Source organism: Paenibacillus sp. JL3B1040, from assembly GCF_057063165.1.
Genome location: NZ_CM169317.1, coordinates 2,054,873 through 2,074,131, shown reverse-complemented (window position 1 = coordinate 2,074,131; position 19,259 = coordinate 2,054,873). Strand labels below are relative to the sequence as shown.

General features: G+C 55.0%; 12 protein-coding genes and 1 pseudogene. 2 read left to right on the top strand and 11 right to left on the bottom strand.

All coding sequences use genetic code 11. The features are described 5' to 3' along the window. Nucleotides 1-120: 120 nt before the first annotated feature. Together ACZF99_RS09200 and ACZF99_RS09195 are read right to left on the bottom strand one after the other, a co-directional pair. Entirely contained in the window at nt 121-1,788 is a 1,668-nt protein-coding gene (locus tag ACZF99_RS09200) for a family 43 glycosylhydrolase (protein WP_483611052.1), read from the bottom strand. Nucleotides 1,789-1,939: 151 nt separating this feature from the next. Continuing rightward, nucleotides 1,940-4,390, bottom strand: coding sequence for a glycoside hydrolase family 3 N-terminal domain-containing protein (locus ACZF99_RS09195; RefSeq protein ID WP_483611050.1), 2,451 nt, complete (start codon nt 4,388-4,390; stop codon nt 1,940-1,942). Between the two features lie 282 nt (nt 4,391-4,672). Between ACZF99_RS09195 and ACZF99_RS09190 the strand changes: the two genes are divergently transcribed. Beyond that, complete coding sequence (locus tag ACZF99_RS09190) at nt 4,673-5,515, top strand: hypothetical protein (RefSeq protein ID WP_483611048.1); 843 nt, start codon at nt 4,673-4,675, stop codon at nt 5,513-5,515. A 439-nt stretch (nt 5,516-5,954) separates the two neighbouring features. Here the strand turns inward: ACZF99_RS09190 and ACZF99_RS09185 are convergent, their stop codons facing one another. Then, nucleotides 5,955-7,703, bottom strand: a complete 1,749-nt coding sequence (locus ACZF99_RS09185; RefSeq protein ID WP_483611046.1) for a methyl-accepting chemotaxis protein — start codon at nt 7,701-7,703, stop codon at nt 5,955-5,957. Between the two features lie 390 nt (nt 7,704-8,093). On the opposite strand from ACZF99_RS09185, the gene ACZF99_RS09180 reads away from it, so the two are divergent. After that, a complete protein-coding gene (locus ACZF99_RS09180) occupies nt 8,094-10,166 on the top strand; it encodes an RICIN domain-containing protein (protein WP_483611044.1) in 2,073 nt (690 codons plus the stop codon). Between the two features lie 244 nt (nt 10,167-10,410). Here the strand turns inward: ACZF99_RS09180 and ACZF99_RS09175 are convergent, their stop codons facing one another. The 8 genes and pseudogenes from ACZF99_RS09175 to atzD all read right to left on the bottom strand — a co-directional run bounded on the left by ACZF99_RS09175 (nt 10,411) and on the right by atzD (nt 19,245). Beyond that, a complete protein-coding gene (locus ACZF99_RS09175) occupies nt 10,411-11,388 on the bottom strand; it encodes an ABC transporter substrate-binding protein (protein WP_483611042.1) in 978 nt (325 codons plus the stop codon). Between the two features lie 74 nt (nt 11,389-11,462). Beyond that, nucleotides 11,463-11,705: pseudogene (locus ACZF99_RS09170) on the bottom strand (multidrug ABC transporter ATP-binding protein); the annotation flags it as partial. A gap of 147 nt (nt 11,706-11,852) precedes the next feature. Next, on the bottom strand, nt 11,853-12,842 hold the full coding sequence (gene arcC, locus ACZF99_RS09165; protein ID WP_483611040.1) for a carbamate kinase: 990 nt from the start codon (nt 12,840-12,842) through the stop codon (nt 11,853-11,855). Nucleotides 12,843-12,847: 5 nt separating this feature from the next. Further along, nucleotides 12,848-14,266, bottom strand: coding sequence for a YlbE family protein (locus ACZF99_RS09160; RefSeq protein WP_483611038.1), 1,419 nt, complete (start codon nt 14,264-14,266; stop codon nt 12,848-12,850). After that, nucleotides 14,267-15,832: an acyl-CoA synthetase FdrA gene (gene fdrA, locus ACZF99_RS09155; protein WP_483611036.1), complete on the bottom strand. Its 1,566-nt coding sequence runs from the start codon at nt 15,830-15,832 to the stop codon at nt 14,267-14,269. Continuing rightward, a complete protein-coding gene (locus ACZF99_RS09150; protein WP_483611034.1) occupies nt 15,822-16,775 on the bottom strand; it encodes an oxamate carbamoyltransferase subunit AllH family protein in 954 nt (317 codons plus the stop codon). The genes fdrA and ACZF99_RS09150 overlap by 11 nt, the downstream gene beginning before the upstream one ends. Nucleotides 16,776-16,782: 7 nt before the next feature. Further along, on the bottom strand, nt 16,783-18,090 hold the full coding sequence (locus tag ACZF99_RS09145) for a nucleobase:cation symporter-2 family protein (protein WP_483611032.1): 1,308 nt from the start codon (nt 18,088-18,090) through the stop codon (nt 16,783-16,785). A 51-nt stretch (nt 18,091-18,141) separates the two neighbouring features. Next, nucleotides 18,142-19,245, bottom strand: coding sequence for a cyanuric acid amidohydrolase (gene atzD, locus ACZF99_RS09140; RefSeq protein ID WP_483611030.1), 1,104 nt, complete (start codon nt 19,243-19,245; stop codon nt 18,142-18,144). Between the last annotated feature and the right edge of the window lie 14 nt (nt 19,246-19,259).

The following is a 19,259-nucleotide window of genomic DNA, read 5'->3' as shown; positions in this document are numbered from 1 at the left end:
GAACTAACGGTTTGACGACAACTTGAGTGGCAGTTTTACGACATTACGCTCGTATGCACAAAAGCCGGATCCATTCGGACCCGGCTGCATATAAAAGCTGCATACTCTGTTCGCTGCTTTTTAGTTGATGATTTTAAGAATTGAACCTTCAGTTACTCCTGCCTCATTAAATGAATCCACACGCAAAAATACCGGCTGGCCTTTGATCAATGCTCCAATCTCAACGGAATTGCTGCCAAACACCATATAGCTATGGTACAGCTTATTCGGCGCATAGCCCCATAGTACATTGTGCCCCACCGCATCATCCTGGTCCCAGCTTACGGACAGATCCAGTTCGCTTATCAGCTCCGTGCGCACTCCGCTTGTCTGCGCAGGCAGTCTTCCCTCACCGATTCCAAACACTCTGAGTCCGGATATGCAGGGTGGTTGTTGGTAAGGGAGCTCTTTGATTGTGCAGCGAATATAGCGCGCTTTAATCCCGGCTTCGCTAACAATAAGATCATGCGGCAGATCCGTCTCAGCAGTGAATTTGTCCGCAATCTCGAAATACTGCTGTCCGTCAACCGATCCTTCCAATTTCCATCTCGTTGCCTGTGTTCGTGCATCAATATACCGATTCTCTACAAGTGTCACTCCTTCGGGAGGAGCTAGCAGCAGCCCATCATCGGCAAAGTTTACCTGAACCGCATGTACACTGCAGACATGCTCAAGGTCGACTTCCAGCCATTCGCCCGGCGCATTGGACGCGGCTTTCCACCATGTCCGGACGTTCTCATCCGTCGCTCTCGAAGGCTCCTTGCTCGCTTCGAAGGAGGAGGCTTTTGTCGGTTTGCGATACGAAAGCAGCATCCATTCGGGAGGAGTCCATGGATCCGTCTTCGCCTGTACAAATTTCATCGGCCAGTCACCATATCGCTGGTTGCAGAATAGCTCTCCGTCCTCGTCGAAGCCTGCCGGCCATAGGCCTAGACGCCTTTCAAAGCTATGATTCACACTAATCCGCATCGTCGAGGCATGCCATAGGTTTCCATATCTATCTTCCATCGTCGATCCGTGTCCGGCTCCCGGCAGGAACCCCCCCGGCTTGTAGGAGTAAGGATTATTCTTCGCCAGCGTGAACGGTCCCAGCGGATGGTCAGACACATAAACGCCGTCCGCATAGATGTTGTACTCCGTCCCCGGAGTCGCATATTGCAGATAATACTTTCCGTGATGCTTGTTCATCCACGCCCCTTCAATGAATGGCGCATTGCCGAATACATTTCTCAGCTTTTGCAAGGTCTCCTCCGGCAAGCCAGGGTGTGCTTTCGCGAACTCCCGCACTCTGGCTTCGATCTCCTCCGGCGTTCTTTGCTGATGATCCTCTCCTTTTCTTTCATAGCCAATGACAGTGTCTTGGCCGAAGATCAGTTCGATGGGCTCCGTCTTCGGGATCATCTGTTCAGGATCCATCTCCACACCGTATATCGGTGTCTCGTTGGAACATCCCCAATAGAAATAAACTTTGCCGTCATCATCGGCGAACAAGTGTGGATCCCAGAACGGGAACGTCCCTTTGATTTTCTCGAATTCGCCCTTTAAGGGATCTTTCGTTCGATAGAAAGAACAGTTTCGAGAGCGGTGAGATGCCGAAAAATAGACATACTCGCCGATCGCCCGCACATCAGGGGCGTAGTCATAAACCGGCAACCCTTGAAGCGGATGGAACTCCCAATCCGTCAGGTTGTCGCTGACCAGAAACCCCGTCGTCATTGAAGGAAACAAATAATACTTACCCTTGAACATAATAAGCGAAGGATCCGCAGCTTCTCTGTATACCGTGAACCTTTTAGGATCGCTAGGCCTTTGATGAAACTGATATTTATACGAAATATTGACCGGGTTACATCCATACATGTCCAGCCCACCCTTTCATCAGCATTAGAATCGTTCCAATTTATCGAACCGTTATGTTCGAAACGAATGCCTTTCTGTCGATCTTCAGCTTCTCCCCAGTAATCTCGAAGGAGCCTTGCAACCGAATATCTTGCGAGGATGCGGCGATAAACAGATCCATTTCTCCCGGCTCTACGACTTGATCCATATTCAGATCATGGAAGGCTAACTGCTTCATATCGATCGCGACCGTCACCTCTTTGGTTTCCCCCGCATCCAAGCTTACTCTGGCGAAGCCAACCAGTTGTTTAACCGGTCTAACGATGCTGCTGAAGCAGTCTCTGATATAGATCTGGACGACCTCATCGCCTTGCAGCCTCCCGGTATTCTTAACTTTAAACGAAACCGCAAGCTCCCCGTCCGGCCGGACATGGGCATCATGCTTCAGATCGCTGTAGGCAAACGTGGTATAGCTAAGGCCGTGCCCGAATGGGTATAAAGGTTTGTTCATATCAGAGTCAATATACTCGGCCCAATCCTCGATCTCAACGAAAAAAGGCAGCCTGCTGTGGTACATCGGAACCTGGCTTACGTCTTTCAAGATCGTCACCGGCAGCTTACCGCTTGGATTGCACGCTCCGGTTAAGACGTTGACGATCGCCTTCGCCCCTTCCTGCGCTGGCAGCCATGCGTACAATACCGCTTTGCTTTGCTGGCTGACGAGCGGAGTTGCAAGCGGTCTGCCGGAGATGATGACGGTTACGACAGGTTTGCCCAGCTTAAACAGCTCCTCCATCATCTCAAGCTGTGCTTTCTCCAGACCAATGTTGGCGTTGTCCTTATTCTCTCCCTCGGTGGCCTCCGGGTGGGTCATGCTCTCCTTGCCGCCTACCACTGCGATGACAACATCCGCTTGCAAGGCGGCCTGTCTCGCCGCTTCAATCCCGCCGTCAATCGGCTTCCGCAGATCGCATCCCGGGGCATAAAAGATATTCTCTTCCCCAAACGCTTCCGCCAGGATTTCTCGGACCGATTTGCACTCCGGATAGAACCGTTCAACAAACTCTTCGACCGTTTGATACGTTTTGTCAGACCCTGCTTTCCGGTTCTTTAACCTTGCGATAATTTTCTCCTTCTGTTCCGGCGAGGGTTTATCCTCGAACACGATGCCGTCTTGGGCCAGATGATGTTTATATTCCGTAATCATCGCCGCATAAGCGGCTTTTATGAAATTGTCTTCCTCAGATCGGTCAAAGTCGCTGCTGGTCGTGCTCGCCGTGCTGACGGAGGAATAGCCGCCGAAAAAGTTTGTTTTGCTGTCGGCGGAAGGCCCGACCAGCGCGATCTTCAAACCTTTTTTCAACGGCAGCACATGATCCTCGTTTTTCACCAAAACGATCGATTTTTCGGCGATTTCCCGTGACAGCTTCACATATTGCGGTTTCTTGATCTCTTCGTCAAAAATGCCAATTTCATACGGCTTCTCAAATAAGCCAAGCTTAAATTTCGTCTCCAGCACCCTTCTGACGGACCGGTCGATAACCTCCTCCTCGATCTCGCCCTGCTCGACCGCCTGCACTAGCGTTCGATAGATGCTGTTATTCGGCTGCTCGACATCCATACCAGCCTTAAGCGCTAAGATCGCCGTTTCCTTCTGATCCTTGGCCACCCGGTATCTTGCGTGGGCATGGCTAATGCTGCCGTAATCCGCTACAACCAGTCCTTTAAAACCGAACTTGTCCCGCAACACATCGGTCAGAAGCCATCTGGAAGTGGACACCGCTTGCTCGTTCAAAATGCCGTAACTATTCATCACCGCCATGAGGTCCGCCTCATAAATGGCCGCTTCGAACGGAAAGCCATACGTATCGAACAGCTTCCGCTCGGCCATTTGCTGTTCGCCGCCATTTCTGCCGCCCTCGGCGTTTCCGTAACCGATGAAGTGTTTAGCCGTGGCCATGACTTCCCGGTCGCCTTGGAGCCCCTTTACATAAGCCACCCCCATCTGCGCAACGAGATAAGGATCTTCCCCGTAGGTTTCGCCGGCTCTTCCCCATCTTGGGTCTCTGGCCAGGTCGAAGAGCGGGGAATGAACAGCTCTGATGCCAAAGGCCATCAGTTGTTTGCGCACCGCTTCTCCCATTTTAGTCGCGAGCTCCGGCTCCCAGGTGGATGCCACATTCATCGATTGCGGAAATGTTGTTGCACCCGGAATCTGGGCACCTGCGATGCCTTCGTTATGGACCAGCGCCGGAATGCCTAGCCGCGTCCCTTCTACCAGATATTGCTGCAAGCTTCTTAATTTTTCTCTATCCTTCCCGTTGTCTCCACTCAGCGAGCTGTTCAGATAACTTAAAGTGCCGATGCCATTCTGAATGTTTCCTTTGATGTTTTTAGGTTCCCCGACGATTAGCGAGCAGGTGAGTTGAGCCACCTTCTCCTGCAAGGTCATTCTGCTCAGCAGATCTTCAACTCTTTCCGAAATCGGTCTGGCGGTATCTCTGTAGATCATCCGTATCCTCCTTACTAAATGCTCGTGTTAAAAATCCAACCTCCTTTTATGTTAGGGCTGCTTGGCTGGAACAGGCTATACTTTAGCCGACAATCGGAATAGCGGTTTCACGACTTTCGCGAAAATAAATGTATGTAAAATACGGAACAAGATATGCCGTTAATATAGATATAAGTTTTTTATTTTCGCGGCAGGATTTTAGGGAGGTATAACATGAAAATCGAAAATCATGTTATCCCATCGCTACCAAGACTCTACACACAACATCGGGATAACAACTCAATGGACCCTCAAGCCAAACTGGAGACCGGTCCCGCCCTTCCGGGACACGACAGCGTGGAAATCAGCGAGGCGGGCAAGCGGCTGGCCGCCGGGATGACCGATCGGCAATTGCCTGTGGGCGCGATCAAGCATCATTCGATCCGGCCGATGTTCACTGCCGAAATCGATGCTTCCTTGGAGCAAGTGCTCGCCGAAAAACCACCTGAAGTGGAGGAAGCGGTAAATTATTTGATCAGCTCCAACTTTGTTCCGGACGGCTCCGTCTCGGATGAAGGCCAACGGGCGGCGCTGCTGGAGAGCGGGCTGTCCCAAGCGAAATTCATTGCGGACAATTACATGACGGAAGATGAAGCGAAGCGGTTTCTGTCTACCATGGACATGATCGCGGCGTACGCCAGAACCAGAACGGTCGATCCGGAGACCGGACAAGCCCGCTATATGGAGCTCCATCGCAAACCGGAGGGGGCACCCGATGATTACGTCGATACCGATTATTTGATGAAGAAGCATGATCCGGAATCGGCACGCAAAGTGGCCGAGATTCTCCAGGATGCCGTAAACGGCGGCAGCGGTGCAGGTTTTACGCAAATATTGCTGGATTTTAATCAAAAGCTGGCGCAAAACCCGAAATGGCTGAAAGAATACCGCGCCGAAGTCGACCAGGCGGATGCGGTATTGAAAAACACGAAAATCGACAACCGGTTTGAAAGGGTCGACACCTCGGATATGGCTGCGTTTTTACGGGATATGAACGATCAAATTCAAAACTTATCCTTTGAAAACAACGACTTCTTAACCCGAAATATCGAATATTTCGCGCTCATTCTCGGAAAAGCGTTATAATCGATCCGAAACTGGTAGGATGGTAGATGCAGGAATTTTTCAAGTGGAGTGTGTCAAATGGAAAACGGAACTGTCTTGCTGGTTGATGACGAGCAGGGCTTGGACCTGGGTGCAGCAGGAACATTGCGAGATCTAACGCTGGTTAGCGGCGCTATTTGGGCCCAAACTGGGATCTGCCAAATCTAACGCGGATCAGAAAGCTTATTACCCGAATTTCGGCGACACAGGAGCTGTTTTCCCCCTAATAAGCTCACTGGCAAGCGTTAGAATGGGAAGCTCCCCTATTTTCCCGGAATAAGCACTTGAGCAAGCGTTAGAGATAATACGCATGGCACAGGCCGACCCTTTGGCGCCACATCGTTTAGGCTAAAAAGCATTTCATCGGGAATAAAAACGGGAGGATGACACGGCCTCGCGGCCGGCATCCTCCCGCTAAAAATCACACTTTAAACTTGGCAACCAAGCTCTGCAGCTCTTCCGCCATAGTTGCCAACGTGGCCGCGGAGGTCGTAATCTCTTCCATCGACGCCAGTTGCTCTTCGGAAGCTGCCGCCGTACTTTGGGAGTTTCCTGCGGATTGGTCGGAGATCAGCGCTACGGCTTCGATCATCGCCACCATGTTTTGGGAGGATGCGCTAACTTCCTGCACAATCGCGGAAACTTCCTGCGACTGCGCGGAGACCTCCCCGATCATTTTGGTGATGGTTCTGAAGCTGTCTCCGGTTTCCCGGGATTGTCTCAGCCCTTCGTCAACAGCGTAGATCCCCTCTTGGATAGCTGTGACCGCGCCCTGTGTTTCATTTTGAATGTCCTGAATCATCATCCGTATCTTCTCGGCGGCTGCGGACGACTGCTCGGCCAATTTCCGGACTTCACTGGCCACCACGGCGAAACCCTTACCGTCTTCCCCGGCTCTGGCCGCCTCAATGGCCGCGTTTAAGGCAAGCAAATTGGTTTGGCCCGCTATTTCCGTAATAAGGGATATAACCTCCCCAATCTCGCCGGATTTCTCCCCTAAAGAATGAATCGCCCGGGCCGTCACTTCAACCCGTTCCTGCACCGTGTTCATTTGTTCCGCCGTAAGCTTCACGACTTCATTGCCTTTTACGGTTTCCTCGTTTGCGCTTATGGCCGCCTCGGCCACCGCCTGGATCGAATAAGCGACCTGCTCCATGCCTTTGGAAATTTCGCTGACGACCTCATTGGCATCGTTCGCCGTTTTGACTTGTTGTTCCGCTCCCACCGCGACTTCCTGGGCGGAAAGCGCGATTTGTTCGGTGGCTTTGGACGTTTGTTGCGCGCTTGCGTTCAACGCTTCGGATGACGTCGCCACCTGCTCGGAACTGTTCGACACATGACGAATCAGTTCCCTGAGGTTGGCGGTCATCGTGTTAAAGCCTTCCGCCAGTCTTCCGACTTCGTCTTTATTTTTGATCGTCAGCGGCTCCATCGTCAAATCGCCGTCGGCTACTTTTTCCACTTGTCGGGCCATCACGGAGATCGGCTTCACGATCGAGTTGACGAACAGGCCAGCCACGGCCGCGCCGATCACCAAAGCTACCGTCAGGGTAAGGAGAAGAATCTTCAGCACCTGATTGGCTCCTTGATTAAATTCACTCATGTAAGCCCCTGAACCTACGATCCATCCCCAATTTTCGTCCATTTCCACATAAGAAATTTTAGTTTCGTCATCGCCGGAGATCGGATTGTTCCAGATGTATGTGTAAAAGCCTCCCCCGGCCGTGCCGAGTTCGATGATCGTTTTGCCCATTTCTACGCCGTCTTCGGTCACGATCGTATTCATGTCCGCTCCCTCGTTGGCGGGATTCATAACGGAGATGCCGCTTTTATCGACCGCATATAAGTATCCGCTTTGGCCGACCACGTATTTGGAGTTAATTGGCCGTGTATTATCTGTGCCTTTGGGCCCGAGAATCTCCTCACGGAACATGTCCTGCGCTTGTTCAAGCGTTAAATGGCCCGCTTCGACTTCTTTGTCCAAATTGTTGATCATGGCGATCGCCAAGCGAACGCTGCTTTTCAACTGGGCTTGGCCCGACGCATCCAGTTGTTGCTTGGAAGTATTATACGCCAAGTAGCCAAGCAGAAGCGAAGGGACAGCCAAAAGCAAAAGACATAGCAAAAGAAACTTGGGACGTAAAGCGTTAAAGCGGATTGTTTTCATCATAAGCGGTATCTCCTCTTGTTATATTTCGGCATTATAATACATATTTCGACACATCCCCGTCTAGAATTTATATAATTTAAAATTAAAATTTCTCATGGGAGAATAAGACTACGATCCGGCATGAAGCTATCGTAGTGCCAAAGTTCCGATTTGGCATCCATTTCAAATTCTTTCAATTGATTATAAATTTCTTTGAAACCGTAACCATACATTTACTTCGGCGGCTTAGGGAGAGCATTCGAAAGAAATTGGATGTTTTTTAATAATTTAGCAATTTATTCTTGTCTTAAAATCGTTTATGTTAGACTTGGAAGCGCTTCCGTTTTTATTGATCATGGATTTGAAATTTTTGTTAGAAAGGCAGGTTTTGTGATGAAGAAATGTTGGACAATGCTTATTCTCTTGAGCTTTTTATTAAGTCCGTTTAGCGGCGTGACCGACCGGGAGGCGGAAGCTGCTGAAATCGCTGCAGCCGCCGCTTTTGTTCATCCCGGTTTATTGCACACCCAGGCGGATCTGGAACGCGTCAAGCAAATGGTGAATGCCGGCGTGCAGCCCTATTTGGACGGTTGGAACCAATTGGTGAACAGTCCGCTGTCCCAAGCCGGCTGGACTCCGCGCGCCACGGCCACGATCCGTCGCGGCGGGAGCGGCGATAATGTGGGTCTTCTATACAACGATATCGCCCGAGCCTATCAGAATGCACTGCGCTGGAAGATCAGCGGCAGCACGGCTCATGGCGACACGGCCCGCGACATTCTCAACGCCTGGTCCTCCACGCTGACGACCCTTACCGGCAATGCCGACCGCTATCTGGCCTCCGGCCTAAACGGATATCAAATGGCTAATGCGGCCGAGCTGATGCGGGACTATCCCGGGTTTGACGTTGCTCGGATGCAGAACATGCTGATCGATGTGTTTTACAAACCGCTCGCCGAACGGTTCTTGATCGGTAATGAATACGGCCGCGATCATAATGACGCGTACATTCAAAATTATTGGGCCAACTGGGATTTGGCCAACATGGCAGCCACCGTAGCGATCGGCATTTTTTGCGACCGCCGCGATATTTATGACATCGGCATTGAATATTTCAAACACGGGGCCGGCAACGGTTCGATCTATAATGCGATTCCGTTTCTGCACCCGAACGGGCTCGCCCAATGGCAAGAGTCCGGGCGCGATCAGGCGCACACGCAACTCGGCATCGGTTTGATGGCCACCATTAACGAGATGGCTTGGAACCAAGGCGACGATTTGTACGGCTGGGCCAACAACCGTTTCTTGCGCGCCGCCGAATACGTGGCCAAATACAACAATGGGGACAACGTACCGTTCGCCCCCTATGAATGGGGCTCCGGGACAAATGGCGCAGTGCAGACGCATACCGCGATATCCAGCCAAAGCCGTGATGAATATCGGCCGATCTGGGAAATGATCTACAACCATTACGCCAACCGGAAGGGCCTGTCCGTGCCCAACATCGCCGCCCGCGCCGCCAAGATTAGACCTGAAGGCGGGCCCGATACGCGATATCCCTCAACCTTCGACCAGCTCGGATTCGGCACGCTGCTCTATACCCGCCCGCCCGGCAGCGGAGGAACGGCGAAGCTCCCGGGCGGCAATATTCCCGACGGGACGTATCGCTTCACTCTGCGCCTTGACGGCAAAGCCTTGGAAGCCAGCGGCCGAACAAATGGTGCGGAAGTGCGGAAATCCACATATTCCGGCGAAGCCCGTCAGCAATGGATTGTGACTCATCTTGGAGGAGGACAATACAGTATTAAAAATGCGGAGAGCGGACTTTCCCTCGATATTGCCAGCGGGTCGCTGGAGCATGGCGCCAAATTCCAAGTTTGGAGCGGCAATAACGGGGACAATCAGAAGTTTGCCTTTATTCCCGTCGGCGACGGTTATTACCGGATCACCCCGGTGCATTCGAATAAACCCGCCGATGTGGTAAACGCCTCCACCGCCGAAGGTGCGCCGGTCCATCAATGGCGGTATACGCTGGGAAGCCACCAGCAATGGCGGCCCGAGCCCATATCCGTGAACGTCCGCCTCCAATCGCATAACTTCCCGGACCGCTACATTCGCCACAGCAACTATCGGGCCCAGCTGGATGCCAACGTAACCCCGGCGCAGGACGCCTTGTTTCAGATCGTTCCCGGCCTGGCCGATCGGAACGGGGTATCGTTCGAGTCCGTCAACTATCCGGGCCGGTACCTGAGGGTTCGCGCAAACGGAGAGGTATGGCTGGATCAGAGCGAAAACACAGCCACGTACAACAATGACGCCACCTTCCGGCGCGTAGCCGGACTGTCGGACCCGAAGAAGTCCTCATACCAACTTTGGACAGATTCAAGCAAATATTTGCGTCATTCCAACTACCTGATGGTGGGACAGTCCGGTAGCGGAGCGACATTTCAAGCCGATGCCACCTTTGCCGAAGTGGCGCCGTAAGGAGGAAGGAGCGCCGCTCTAGTCGAAAGAGTCCGTCCGCAAAATAAAATACTTGCCGTGTAAGACAAAGAAATGGCGTTGCAGGGAGTTCGCCTGCGGCGCCATTTCGAACTTGTCGGTTTATTTCACGACTCTGATTTCAATGCCTCCCTCCGGCAGACATACTGCCGGGGGGAAAATAATTGCAGTTTTTCCGCCATAGCCGTTTCTTTCTCCCCCCCCCCCCCCGATCTCTCCCTGTCGCTTATTCCGGTATGGCTTTCATAATATCCGCCAATACTCGCTCGTTGCAGATCAGGCCCGCATATTGCCAGGTACCGGATTCAACCTCAAACACCCGGCCCTGCCGAACCGCAGGCAGTCCCTTCCAAAGCGAATTTTTCTCCAGTTCCGATGTCTGATACCGTTCCGTCTTAATCACAAAAATATAGTCTGCATCCAGTTCACTCAATTTCTCCAGCGACAGCGTGTTCCATTCTTCCTGCGCAGGCGTCAGAGGATGCGGCTGCACGCCAAGCTCATCGAACAACAGGGCCCCTCCTTGCACATGCCCCATTGCATAAAATCCTTTATCCGACAACACTACGATAGCCGCCGATTTGTTCCCGATCGTCTGCCGCAAATGCTCTTTCGTCTGTTGCACCTTTTGATCGTACGTTGCCAGCTTTTCTTCCGCCGCCTGTTTCTTGCCAAGCAACTCAGCCAACTGAAGCAGCGTCTCCCGCCAGCTCTTGGTCACGTTATCGACCACAAAGGTCGGCGCGATCTTGGCATATTGTTCATAGGCTCCCTCTTCCGCCATGCCCTTGCCTAAAATAATCAGGTCGGGAGACAAAGCCAACAGTTTTTCCAAAGGAAGCCCGCCACCGGTGGTATCAATGATTTCCACGCCGGAAAGCTGATCCTTTAAGTAATTTTGCTCCAGATTTCCGTATAAAACCTGGGCAACCGGTTTAATGCCCAGCACAACCAGCGGATCTTCCAAATAGGGTGCAATAATTCGCTGCGGATCGGCAGGCACAACGACCTGGTGGCCAGCATCATCGACTACCGTTTTTTCCTTCGTTCCCCGATGATCCGCAGAACCTTCCTCCGCCTTTTGCGACTCAATCGAAGCGTTGCCCCCATTGTCAACCCTGTTACCGCCTGTGCAAGCACTTGCCAGCAAAGCGAACATGAGGGTATACACGACGATCGTAGCCATCAAACGAGCACGTTTCATACAGCTTGTCTCACTCCATTCATCACCAAAATGTTATTAACTATAATTTGTATGAATCTGATGCCGCCGCAAAGTTACGTTTCGAATTGCGCCCGGTGCAAGCGGCTGTCCCCTCCCCCCTCCGCCGACACAAGCTCCTGGTGGCGTCCCTGCTCGACAATGCCTTGATCGGTCACGATCACAATGCGGGCCGCCTCCTTGATCGTCGCTAGCCGATGCGCGATAACCACCGTCGTTCGTCCATGCGACAATTCCACCAGCGACGGTTGGATCGCCAGCTCCGTTTCCGTGTCCAGCGCCGAGGTTGCTTCATCGAGGAATTAATAAAACAATCGATTGCTACTATTTTATTTGATAATGATTCTCATTGTCAATTTGATTTCGTCATTGACGATAAAGAGCCGGATACGAATTTGCCGTACCTGGCTCTTTCCTCTTACGGATTTTATAAATGATTGCAACCGTCAAGCCCTGCTCCGGGAACCGGAAAAAGGAACGGACGAAGACGAGGCAGCAGCGGTACTGTCGTAAAAAAGGGTTCCGGTTTCGCCGCGGATGGCCTTGCCCGCCTGCTCAAGCGAGGTAATAATCGCCTGCCGCGCAGGGTTGGACTCCACGAACCGGACGGCCGATTCCACTTTGGGCAGCATGCTGCCGGCGGGGAATTGCCCCTCCGCAATCCATGCTTTCGCCTCCTCCAAAGACACTCGATCCAGATCCCGCTGATTCGGCTTCCCGTAATGGATCGCTACTTTGTCCACCGCCGTCAGGATAAACAGATAATCCAGATCAAGCTCGTCGGCCAGCTTCGCGCTGGCCGCGTCCTTATCGATGACCGCCTGGGCCGGCGCCAAGGCGCGGCCCCGCTCGAACACCGGGATGCCTCCTCCGCCTACGGCAATCACGAGGTGGCCGTCCTCCACTAGCCGCTTGACGGCTTCAGCCTCGACGATCCGCGCCGGCTGCGGAGACGCCACCACCTGTCTGTAGCCCCGGCCGGAATCTTCAATGAAGCGGATGTTCTCCGCCTTTCCCTTCTCCTGCGCCTCCTCGCGCGAATAAAAGCTGCCGATCGGCTTGGTCGGATGAAGAAACGCCGGATCGTCCTCACTGACCACAACCTGCGTGACGACGGACACGACCTGCTTGCGGATATTGCGGCGCAAAAGCTCCTCCCGCAGCGCATTTTGCAGATAATATCCGATATAGGCTTGGCTCATTGCCACGCAATCGTTCAGCGGCACGGCCGGAAGACTGCCGTTCGCTTGGCGGGCCAGCCTAAAGGCCGATTCGATCATGCCGACTTGCGGTCCGTTGCCGTGCGAAATTACGACCCGATGCCCTTGTTCGATCAGATCGGCGATCGGCTTCGCCGCATGTCCGGCCAGCCGCCTCTGCTCCGCCGGGGAATTTCCCAGGGCGTTTCCTCCCAGGGCAATCATGATTTTTCCCATTTGCTTCAACCCTCCGTATGATAGCGATTCGCAAAGGCAAGTAACGCCCGCTCGAAACACTCTTTCGGCGGATGGACGATCCCGGCGCCGATCTGGCCAATTCCCGCCTCTTTGTGAGCCATTCCCGTATTGATCACCGGCAGCACGCCGGTCTCCATCACCTTGCGGATGTCGATGCCGAACGCCGAACCGCGGAAATCCAAGGTCGGAATGGTGAAATTTCCGTTCTCCGCCGTACAGATCTCATACATTTGCGAGCTGTAAGCGATTGCATCGTCGACGGCGCCGCCGACAAACTGTACGATGGCCGGCGCGCCTCCCATCGCGAAACCGCCGATGCCCATCGTTTCCGTAATCGCGCTGTCCCCCAGGTCGGGGGCGGCATCCGCTTCGCTGTACCCCGGAAACATCAGGCCTTGCACTTGGTTCGCGGCGAAAGTAAACCATTCGTTTTCTCCCATTCCGCTCACCCGGATGCCGAAGTTCACCCCGTTCCGGGCCATGGTCGTCACGATGCTTGCGTATTCGACGCCGTGACCGGCGTCCAGCGAAACCTTACAGGCGGGCATCGACAAGTTCAGGAAATAGTGATCGTTAGCTTTGATAAATTCAAGCGTTTGCCGCAGCACGCCTTGATCCAGGCCGGCGGCCAGCAGATGCGAGCTGATCCCTTTATAAAAGAGGGAGGTGGCCGCTTTGTTGCGGTTATGGCATTCGTCCCCCATATGCAGCGCCTGGGCGATGATCGTCCGCAGATCGAGCCCCTCCGTCCGGGCCAGCGCCCGCTGCATCACCGGAGCAAACGTATCCTTGATCCAGTTCAACCGGTCGATCACTTCCCGGGAGAAAGCCCCGAACCGCAGCACCTTGCCGAGTCCCTCGTTCACCGTGCAATAAGCTTTGTTGCCGTGCCGCTTATTTTCGACGATATGAACGGGCATGGAGGGGGAGATGACGCCGGCCATCGGGCCGACGGCCGCATGCTCGTTGCACGGGGCGAATTGAATCGTTCCCGAAGCCGCCAACCGGCGCGCCTCGTCCTCATCCTTCGCCCTTTTCTCGAAGAGCAGCGCGCCGATGACGGCGCCCTGCATCGGACCGCACATGTCCTCCCAGTCCACGGGCGGCCCCGCGTGCAGAATCAAATTCTCATGCATGCCGGGAATGACCTCCAGCGCCGTTCCCATGCCGACCAGAAACGGATGGGCTTCCTTGATCCGCTGCACGGCCACTTGATTGGCTTCATCGATCCGCTTCATCCGTCCGATCCGGTCCAGCGCCTCAATCAGGGCGGCATTGCCTCCAGCCGGCGGTTTCCAGCCGAATTGCACGGCTTCCGCCTGCTGCAAATCTAGATCGTCCTTAAAGATGGCCGTCCCTACATTGATGACTTTAAGCTCCTGTTGAAACCGTGTGTGCGTCATTTAGGCTCCCCCCTTTATTTCCGCGCCGGCCAACCGGGCGGCAAGCAGCGCCGCTTCCTTGTTGCTGTCCGCCACCAGCACCCCGGCCTCCGCAAGCATGCGGAACTGCGCCGCCTTGTCCTGTTTGTCCAGCTCCGTCCCGCAAATATAGGCAACAACCGGCAGGTAACGGCCCTGCGCCTCCGCCAGCTTTTTCGCTTCCCGAATGGCGGCTATGCTGGAGCCGACAGGATCGGCGTGGGAGCCGTAACCGAGCTCGAAATCGAGGTACAATACGGCCGTCGCCGGATCCAGAGCCTCCCGGACAATCCGTTCGTTGCGCAGAGACGGTTCGATCATCGGATGCGGTTTGCCGAGCGTAAATTCATCGTCTCCCAGGTCAAGCAGCGTGTGGCCTTCGCTTTGGGTCACGCTCCGCAGCTTCTCCTCCGTTTTTTTCGCCACATTGCTTTTCACCGCCAATCCCGCCTGGCGCAAGATCGAGAGCGCCTCCGCCGTAAGCGTTCCCCCGCAGAACAAGCCGCGCACGTCCGTTTGCCCCGGCTGCAGCCGTGTTCTTTGACGGTCGGCTTCCTCCAGAAGCCGGCGGAACGGTTCGCCGTTGGACAGGCCGGCATCCGGCGCCAGCCATTTCACCGCCGCTTCGGCGGCATCGAGCAGCGTGGATACGGCGGTAACGCCCGGTTTTTCCAGCGCAGCGGGATCTCCGTCCAGGAAGCAGACGACGACGGGCTTGGCGGATCCCTCCAGTTCCCGCGCGATCTTTTCCTGCACCGACGGCTGCGGCGGTTTCGAGATCAAGACGATGACTTCCGTCGCCTCGTCGGCCTGCAGCGCCCGAATGCCTTTAAGCATCATAATTCCGCCAATCTCCTCGTGCAGATCCCGTCCGCCCGTCCCGATCGCCTGCGAAATCCCGTACCCCATCCGGTGAATTTGCACGGTTACTTCCTGTAGGCCCGTTCCCGACGCGGCGACCAGACCGATCGCCCCCCGGCGAACCTTATTGGCGAAGCACAGGCCAATCCCGTTAATGATCGCGGTGCCGCAGTCCGGTCCCATGACGAACAGCTCCTTTTGCGCCGCCTGAAGCTTGAGCTCCTTCTCCTCCTCCAAAGAAACGTTATCGCTGAAAATCATCACGTGCATATTTTGCTCCAACGCTTTGCGCGCTTCCCGGGCCGCGTGCTCGCCCGGCACCGAAATCACGGCCAGATTGGCGTCCGGCAGCGCCTGCAGCGCCGCTCCCCAGGAGCGAATCTCACCGCCTTCGCCTTTCTTTTTTTTGCCTTTTTGCGCATGAAGCAGTTCATCTATCGTTTGATAGGCCCGCTCCAACGCCTCATCCGAATTCGCGCGGACCGCCAAGATCAGGTCGTTCTCCGTGCTTGACGCCGCTTCCTCCGTCAGCATGCCGACCTGGTCCAGCAGTTGCTTGTTCATGGTCGTGCCCATCGATACGACGGCTTCCTCAATCCCCTCCAATTGATTGATTTTCCCGGACAGGGACATGAGGGCTACCGAATCGTGGTATGCATTTTTCTGAATCACAATTTTAGTCTTCAATTTGTCTTTCCCTCCGCTTCCAAACCTGTAAAGTAGTTAATCCGAAGGCGATTCCGGCCAGCATATCCGTTCCCGAGGTGGAGCCGAGCTCCAGCAGTCGGGTGATCGGAACCTCCAGGCTGCGGCGGTCCGATCCGAAGCAGGCCTGAATCACGTTGAGGGCCGCTTGGTTCACCTTGCCCTCAAGCGCCTGCTTCAGCATTTCAAAGCCCAGAAAGGTCGTATTCCCCGCAACGCTTTCCAGCCAGCGGTCCCGATTTAGCTCGGCCCAATCCCGGCAAGCGGCGCGGGCGGCGAGCAAGGTGCCGAAAAATCCGGTCAAAAAATCGTCCGCAGTTGGCGTCAGCCCGATCCCCATGCCGACCAAACCGGCCGCGTTCTCGTATAACCCCTGTTCCCCGCCGTCATGCATCAAGCGGGAGAGGCCGATCAACTCCCGGTAAAAAGCCTGCTCATGCAAAGTATCCAACGCCCCGCTTCCGCTTGCGTACCGCAGCCAGGGCCGGCCCGCTCCCCCGGGTTTGCCGTACAGCTTCAACGATTCCGTCAATACCGTCACCGCTGCGGACAGACTTTCGGAATCCACCGCCGCAACGCGAGGAATTGCCAGCGAAGTTGCGCGGGCGGCGGACAGATCGCAGCGCACGCGGTCCGAGAGCAGTAAAGAATGTCCGATTATTTCTATGATTTTACCTGGTTTTAGGGTTGGATCCAGCCCGGTAAAATCCAAATCCCGATCGATAATCGCCATTCGCGGCGCCAGCATGGAGGAGCGGTTGCCGAGCGACAGAAACAGTCCGCGCTCATCGGCGATATTGACGGTGGAACGGAAGACACTATGCACATATACGGTCACGGCTTCCCGCCGCCCGGCCATGCCGGGAAGAAGTCCCGCCTCTTCTTCCCGTTCCACGGCCCGAAGCGCAATCGTCCCGTGCGTCATGGTTCGCTCATTCCGGCGCCTCCGGAGTAGTGATCCGCGGGAGGATGACGTTCAGCAAAATCGCCGTAAAGCCGCCGATGGCCACCCCCGATTCCAGGAGTACCGCCAAAGCGGACGGGAAATGGGCGAAGGCGCTATCCGGCGCCAGGCCGAAACCAAGCCCGAGCGCAAGCGATGTGGAGAAAATCATCGCGGCTCGCTGGTCGAACGGTCCGGCATCTTTAATCTGCGCCACCCCCGAACTGACGATCGAGCCGAACATGATCAGCGCGGCTCCGCCGAGCACCGGCGCAGGCATTCCCGCAACGACGGCCGAGAACTTGGGAATCAGCCCCAACAGAATCAACAAGCCCCCCGCAGCGGCGACCGCATAGCGGCTGGCGACGCGAGTAATGCTGATTACCCCGATATTTTGCGCGAAGCAAGTCAGCGGAAAGCCATTGAACAACGGCGCGATCATGGAGCCGATACCGTCCACGCTGACCGCTCCGGATAAATGTTTTTGGGTGATTTCCCGTTTCACCGCCGCTCCCGTTCCGTACGTGTTGCCGATGCTTTCCAGTACGGCGGTAAGCTGGGCGATCATCATGATCACCACCGCCGAATAAGAGAACGTCGGCCAACCGAAATGCAGCAGATTGGGCAGTGAAACCCAGGTCGCTTCCTTGACATGAGCCAGATCGAGCATGCCGAACAATGCGGATACGACATACCCCGCCATAATGGCGATAATGACGGAAAAGGAAGACAGCAGCCCCTTTCTGGACTGGCTCGTGGCCAACAGCACCACCAGCACAAGCCCGCCGACAATAAAGCTGGCCGGTTTGCCGTAAAAATCCCCGTCTCCTCCCGCCAGCCAGGTGAAACCGAGCGGCAAAAGCCCGAGGCCGATCAGCGAGACAATCGTTCCCGTCACGATCGGGGGAATCAGCTTCCGCACCCGTCCGATCACAAAACTGAGCAAATAGGCGATCAATCCGCACACCATGGAAGCGCCGAAAACGGCTTGAATCCCCATTTGCGAACCGACCGTGATGCTCGGAGCGATAAACACGAACGCCGAGCCCATACATATCGGCAATCTGGCCCCCAGGCTGCCCAGCCCGAGGCATTGGACCAGGGTCCCGAGACCGCTGGTGAGCAGGCTGCCCTGCACCAGAATCGTGATATCCGCACTCGGAAGGCCCAGCGCCATGCCCACAATAAGCGGAACGGCGACAAGACCGGAAAACAATGCCAATACATGCTGCATGCCGAGCAAAAGCAAGGAGGGGAATGGCGGTTTCTCCTCAATCCCGACAAAGCGGTTATTCATTCGGCTCACCTCTCATCAAAAAAACCTCCATCCCCTCCATACCTCAAGGTATTAGACTTTGGCAATCACGCAGACGGGCCCGCCGCCGTCGGGGCCTTGATGCTCCGCTCCCCCGGAGACGTAAACCATCGGATCCCGCGTGATGGCGGCAATGGCGGCGTTGACCACGGCGAGCGCCGAGCGGGTGTGGTTGATGTCGGAATCGTCCTGCATCGTGTTTCTTCTGCCCCGCACCGTTCCCGTCGAGCTTGCTTCCGCTTTCGCCAGAACGTTTACGATTTTGTTCAATTCCGCCTGCGGAGGCAGCCCTGTAAATTCCAAACCCGCTTGCCGCATCGCCGCAAACAAGGCATCGATATCGATTGCGTCCTGCATGACCGCATGCCCGATTTTCAGGTTGCTGGCGGTATTTTCGGCGTTGCCGATCACGATGATCTCATCCTTCAGCAGTTCCACGCCGGCCGAAGTGGAAGCCACGCCGGAATACAAGTCCCAATCCCGGCAAATCGCCTCGTCGCTCAGCCGGTCCTCGCTGACTTCGCCAAGTGCAAGCGCGACGCCCAGCGCGGATGCGCCGCGGGAGTAAGCCATCGATTTGTAGGTATCGTGCACGGCGACGCTTTGACCGCGCTCCTTCGCATCTTCAATGCGCTCGGCCGTCAGCAACGGGCATTTGATCTGGACGAAATGAACGTCCCGAGGATCCTTGATGCCCGCGTCCTGCATGGCAGCCCGCACGCCGGCGGCCACCTCCTTCACCTGCGCCATTCTGCCGATCTCCTCGGGCAGGAAATCGCGGGTAAATGAAATGCCGGCGGCCAAACGTTTGCCTTCCTTTGCCGGTTCGTCCGTTTCCGTCCGGGCAAAAACGGTCAAATGCGGTGTCATCACGCCTTCCGTACCGCCCGACATGACGAAAGCGATCCGCTTCTGCACTTCTTTGACCGACAGGTTCAACTGTTCAGCCATAAAGTAGGACAGGCTCTGGGTGGCGAAACCGCGGGTAAAATCGTTGACGCACCCGTTCCCCTCCGTTTTGCCCAGCACGGCGATGATATCGCGGGGGTCAAGCCGCCCCTCCTCGATTAATTTTCGCAAACCGGAAACATCATCCGGCGATGCGGTTGGAATCCGGAATACTTCGACTTTTTGCATAGTTTGTTTCCTCC

Bases quoted from the DNA above. Each gene is read 5' to 3' on its own strand.
- ACZF99_RS09200 (WP_483611052.1), bottom strand. From the start codon at position 1,788: ATGTTCAAGGGTAAGTATTATTTGTTTCCTTCAATGACGACGGGGTTT.
- ACZF99_RS09195 (WP_483611050.1), bottom strand. From the start codon at position 4,390: ATGATCTACAGAGATACCGCCAGACCGATTTCGGAAAGAGTTGAAGAT.
- ACZF99_RS09190 (WP_483611048.1), top strand. From the start codon at position 4,673: ATGGACCCTCAAGCCAAACTGGAGACCGGTCCCGCCCTTCCGGGACAC.
- ACZF99_RS09185 (WP_483611046.1), bottom strand. From the start codon at position 7,703: ATGATGAAAACAATCCGCTTTAACGCTTTACGTCCCAAGTTTCTTTTG.
- ACZF99_RS09180 (WP_483611044.1), top strand. From the start codon at position 8,094: ATGCTTATTCTCTTGAGCTTTTTATTAAGTCCGTTTAGCGGCGTGACC.
- ACZF99_RS09175 (WP_483611042.1), bottom strand. From the start codon at position 11,388: ATGAAACGTGCTCGTTTGATGGCTACGATCGTCGTGTATACCCTCATG.
- arcC (WP_483611040.1), bottom strand. From the start codon at position 12,842: ATGGGAAAAATCATGATTGCCCTGGGAGGAAACGCCCTGGGAAATTCC.
- ACZF99_RS09160 (WP_483611038.1), bottom strand. From the start codon at position 14,266: ATGACGCACACACGGTTTCAACAGGAGCTTAAAGTCATCAATGTAGGG.
- ACZF99_RS09150 (WP_483611034.1), bottom strand. From the start codon at position 16,775: ATGACGCACGGGACGATTGCGCTTCGGGCCGTGGAACGGGAAGAAGAG.
- ACZF99_RS09145 (WP_483611032.1), bottom strand. From the start codon at position 18,090: ATGAATAACCGCTTTGTCGGGATTGAGGAGAAACCGCCATTCCCCTCC.
- atzD (WP_483611030.1), bottom strand. From the start codon at position 19,245: ATGCAAAAAGTCGAAGTATTCCGGATTCCAACCGCATCGCCGGATGAT.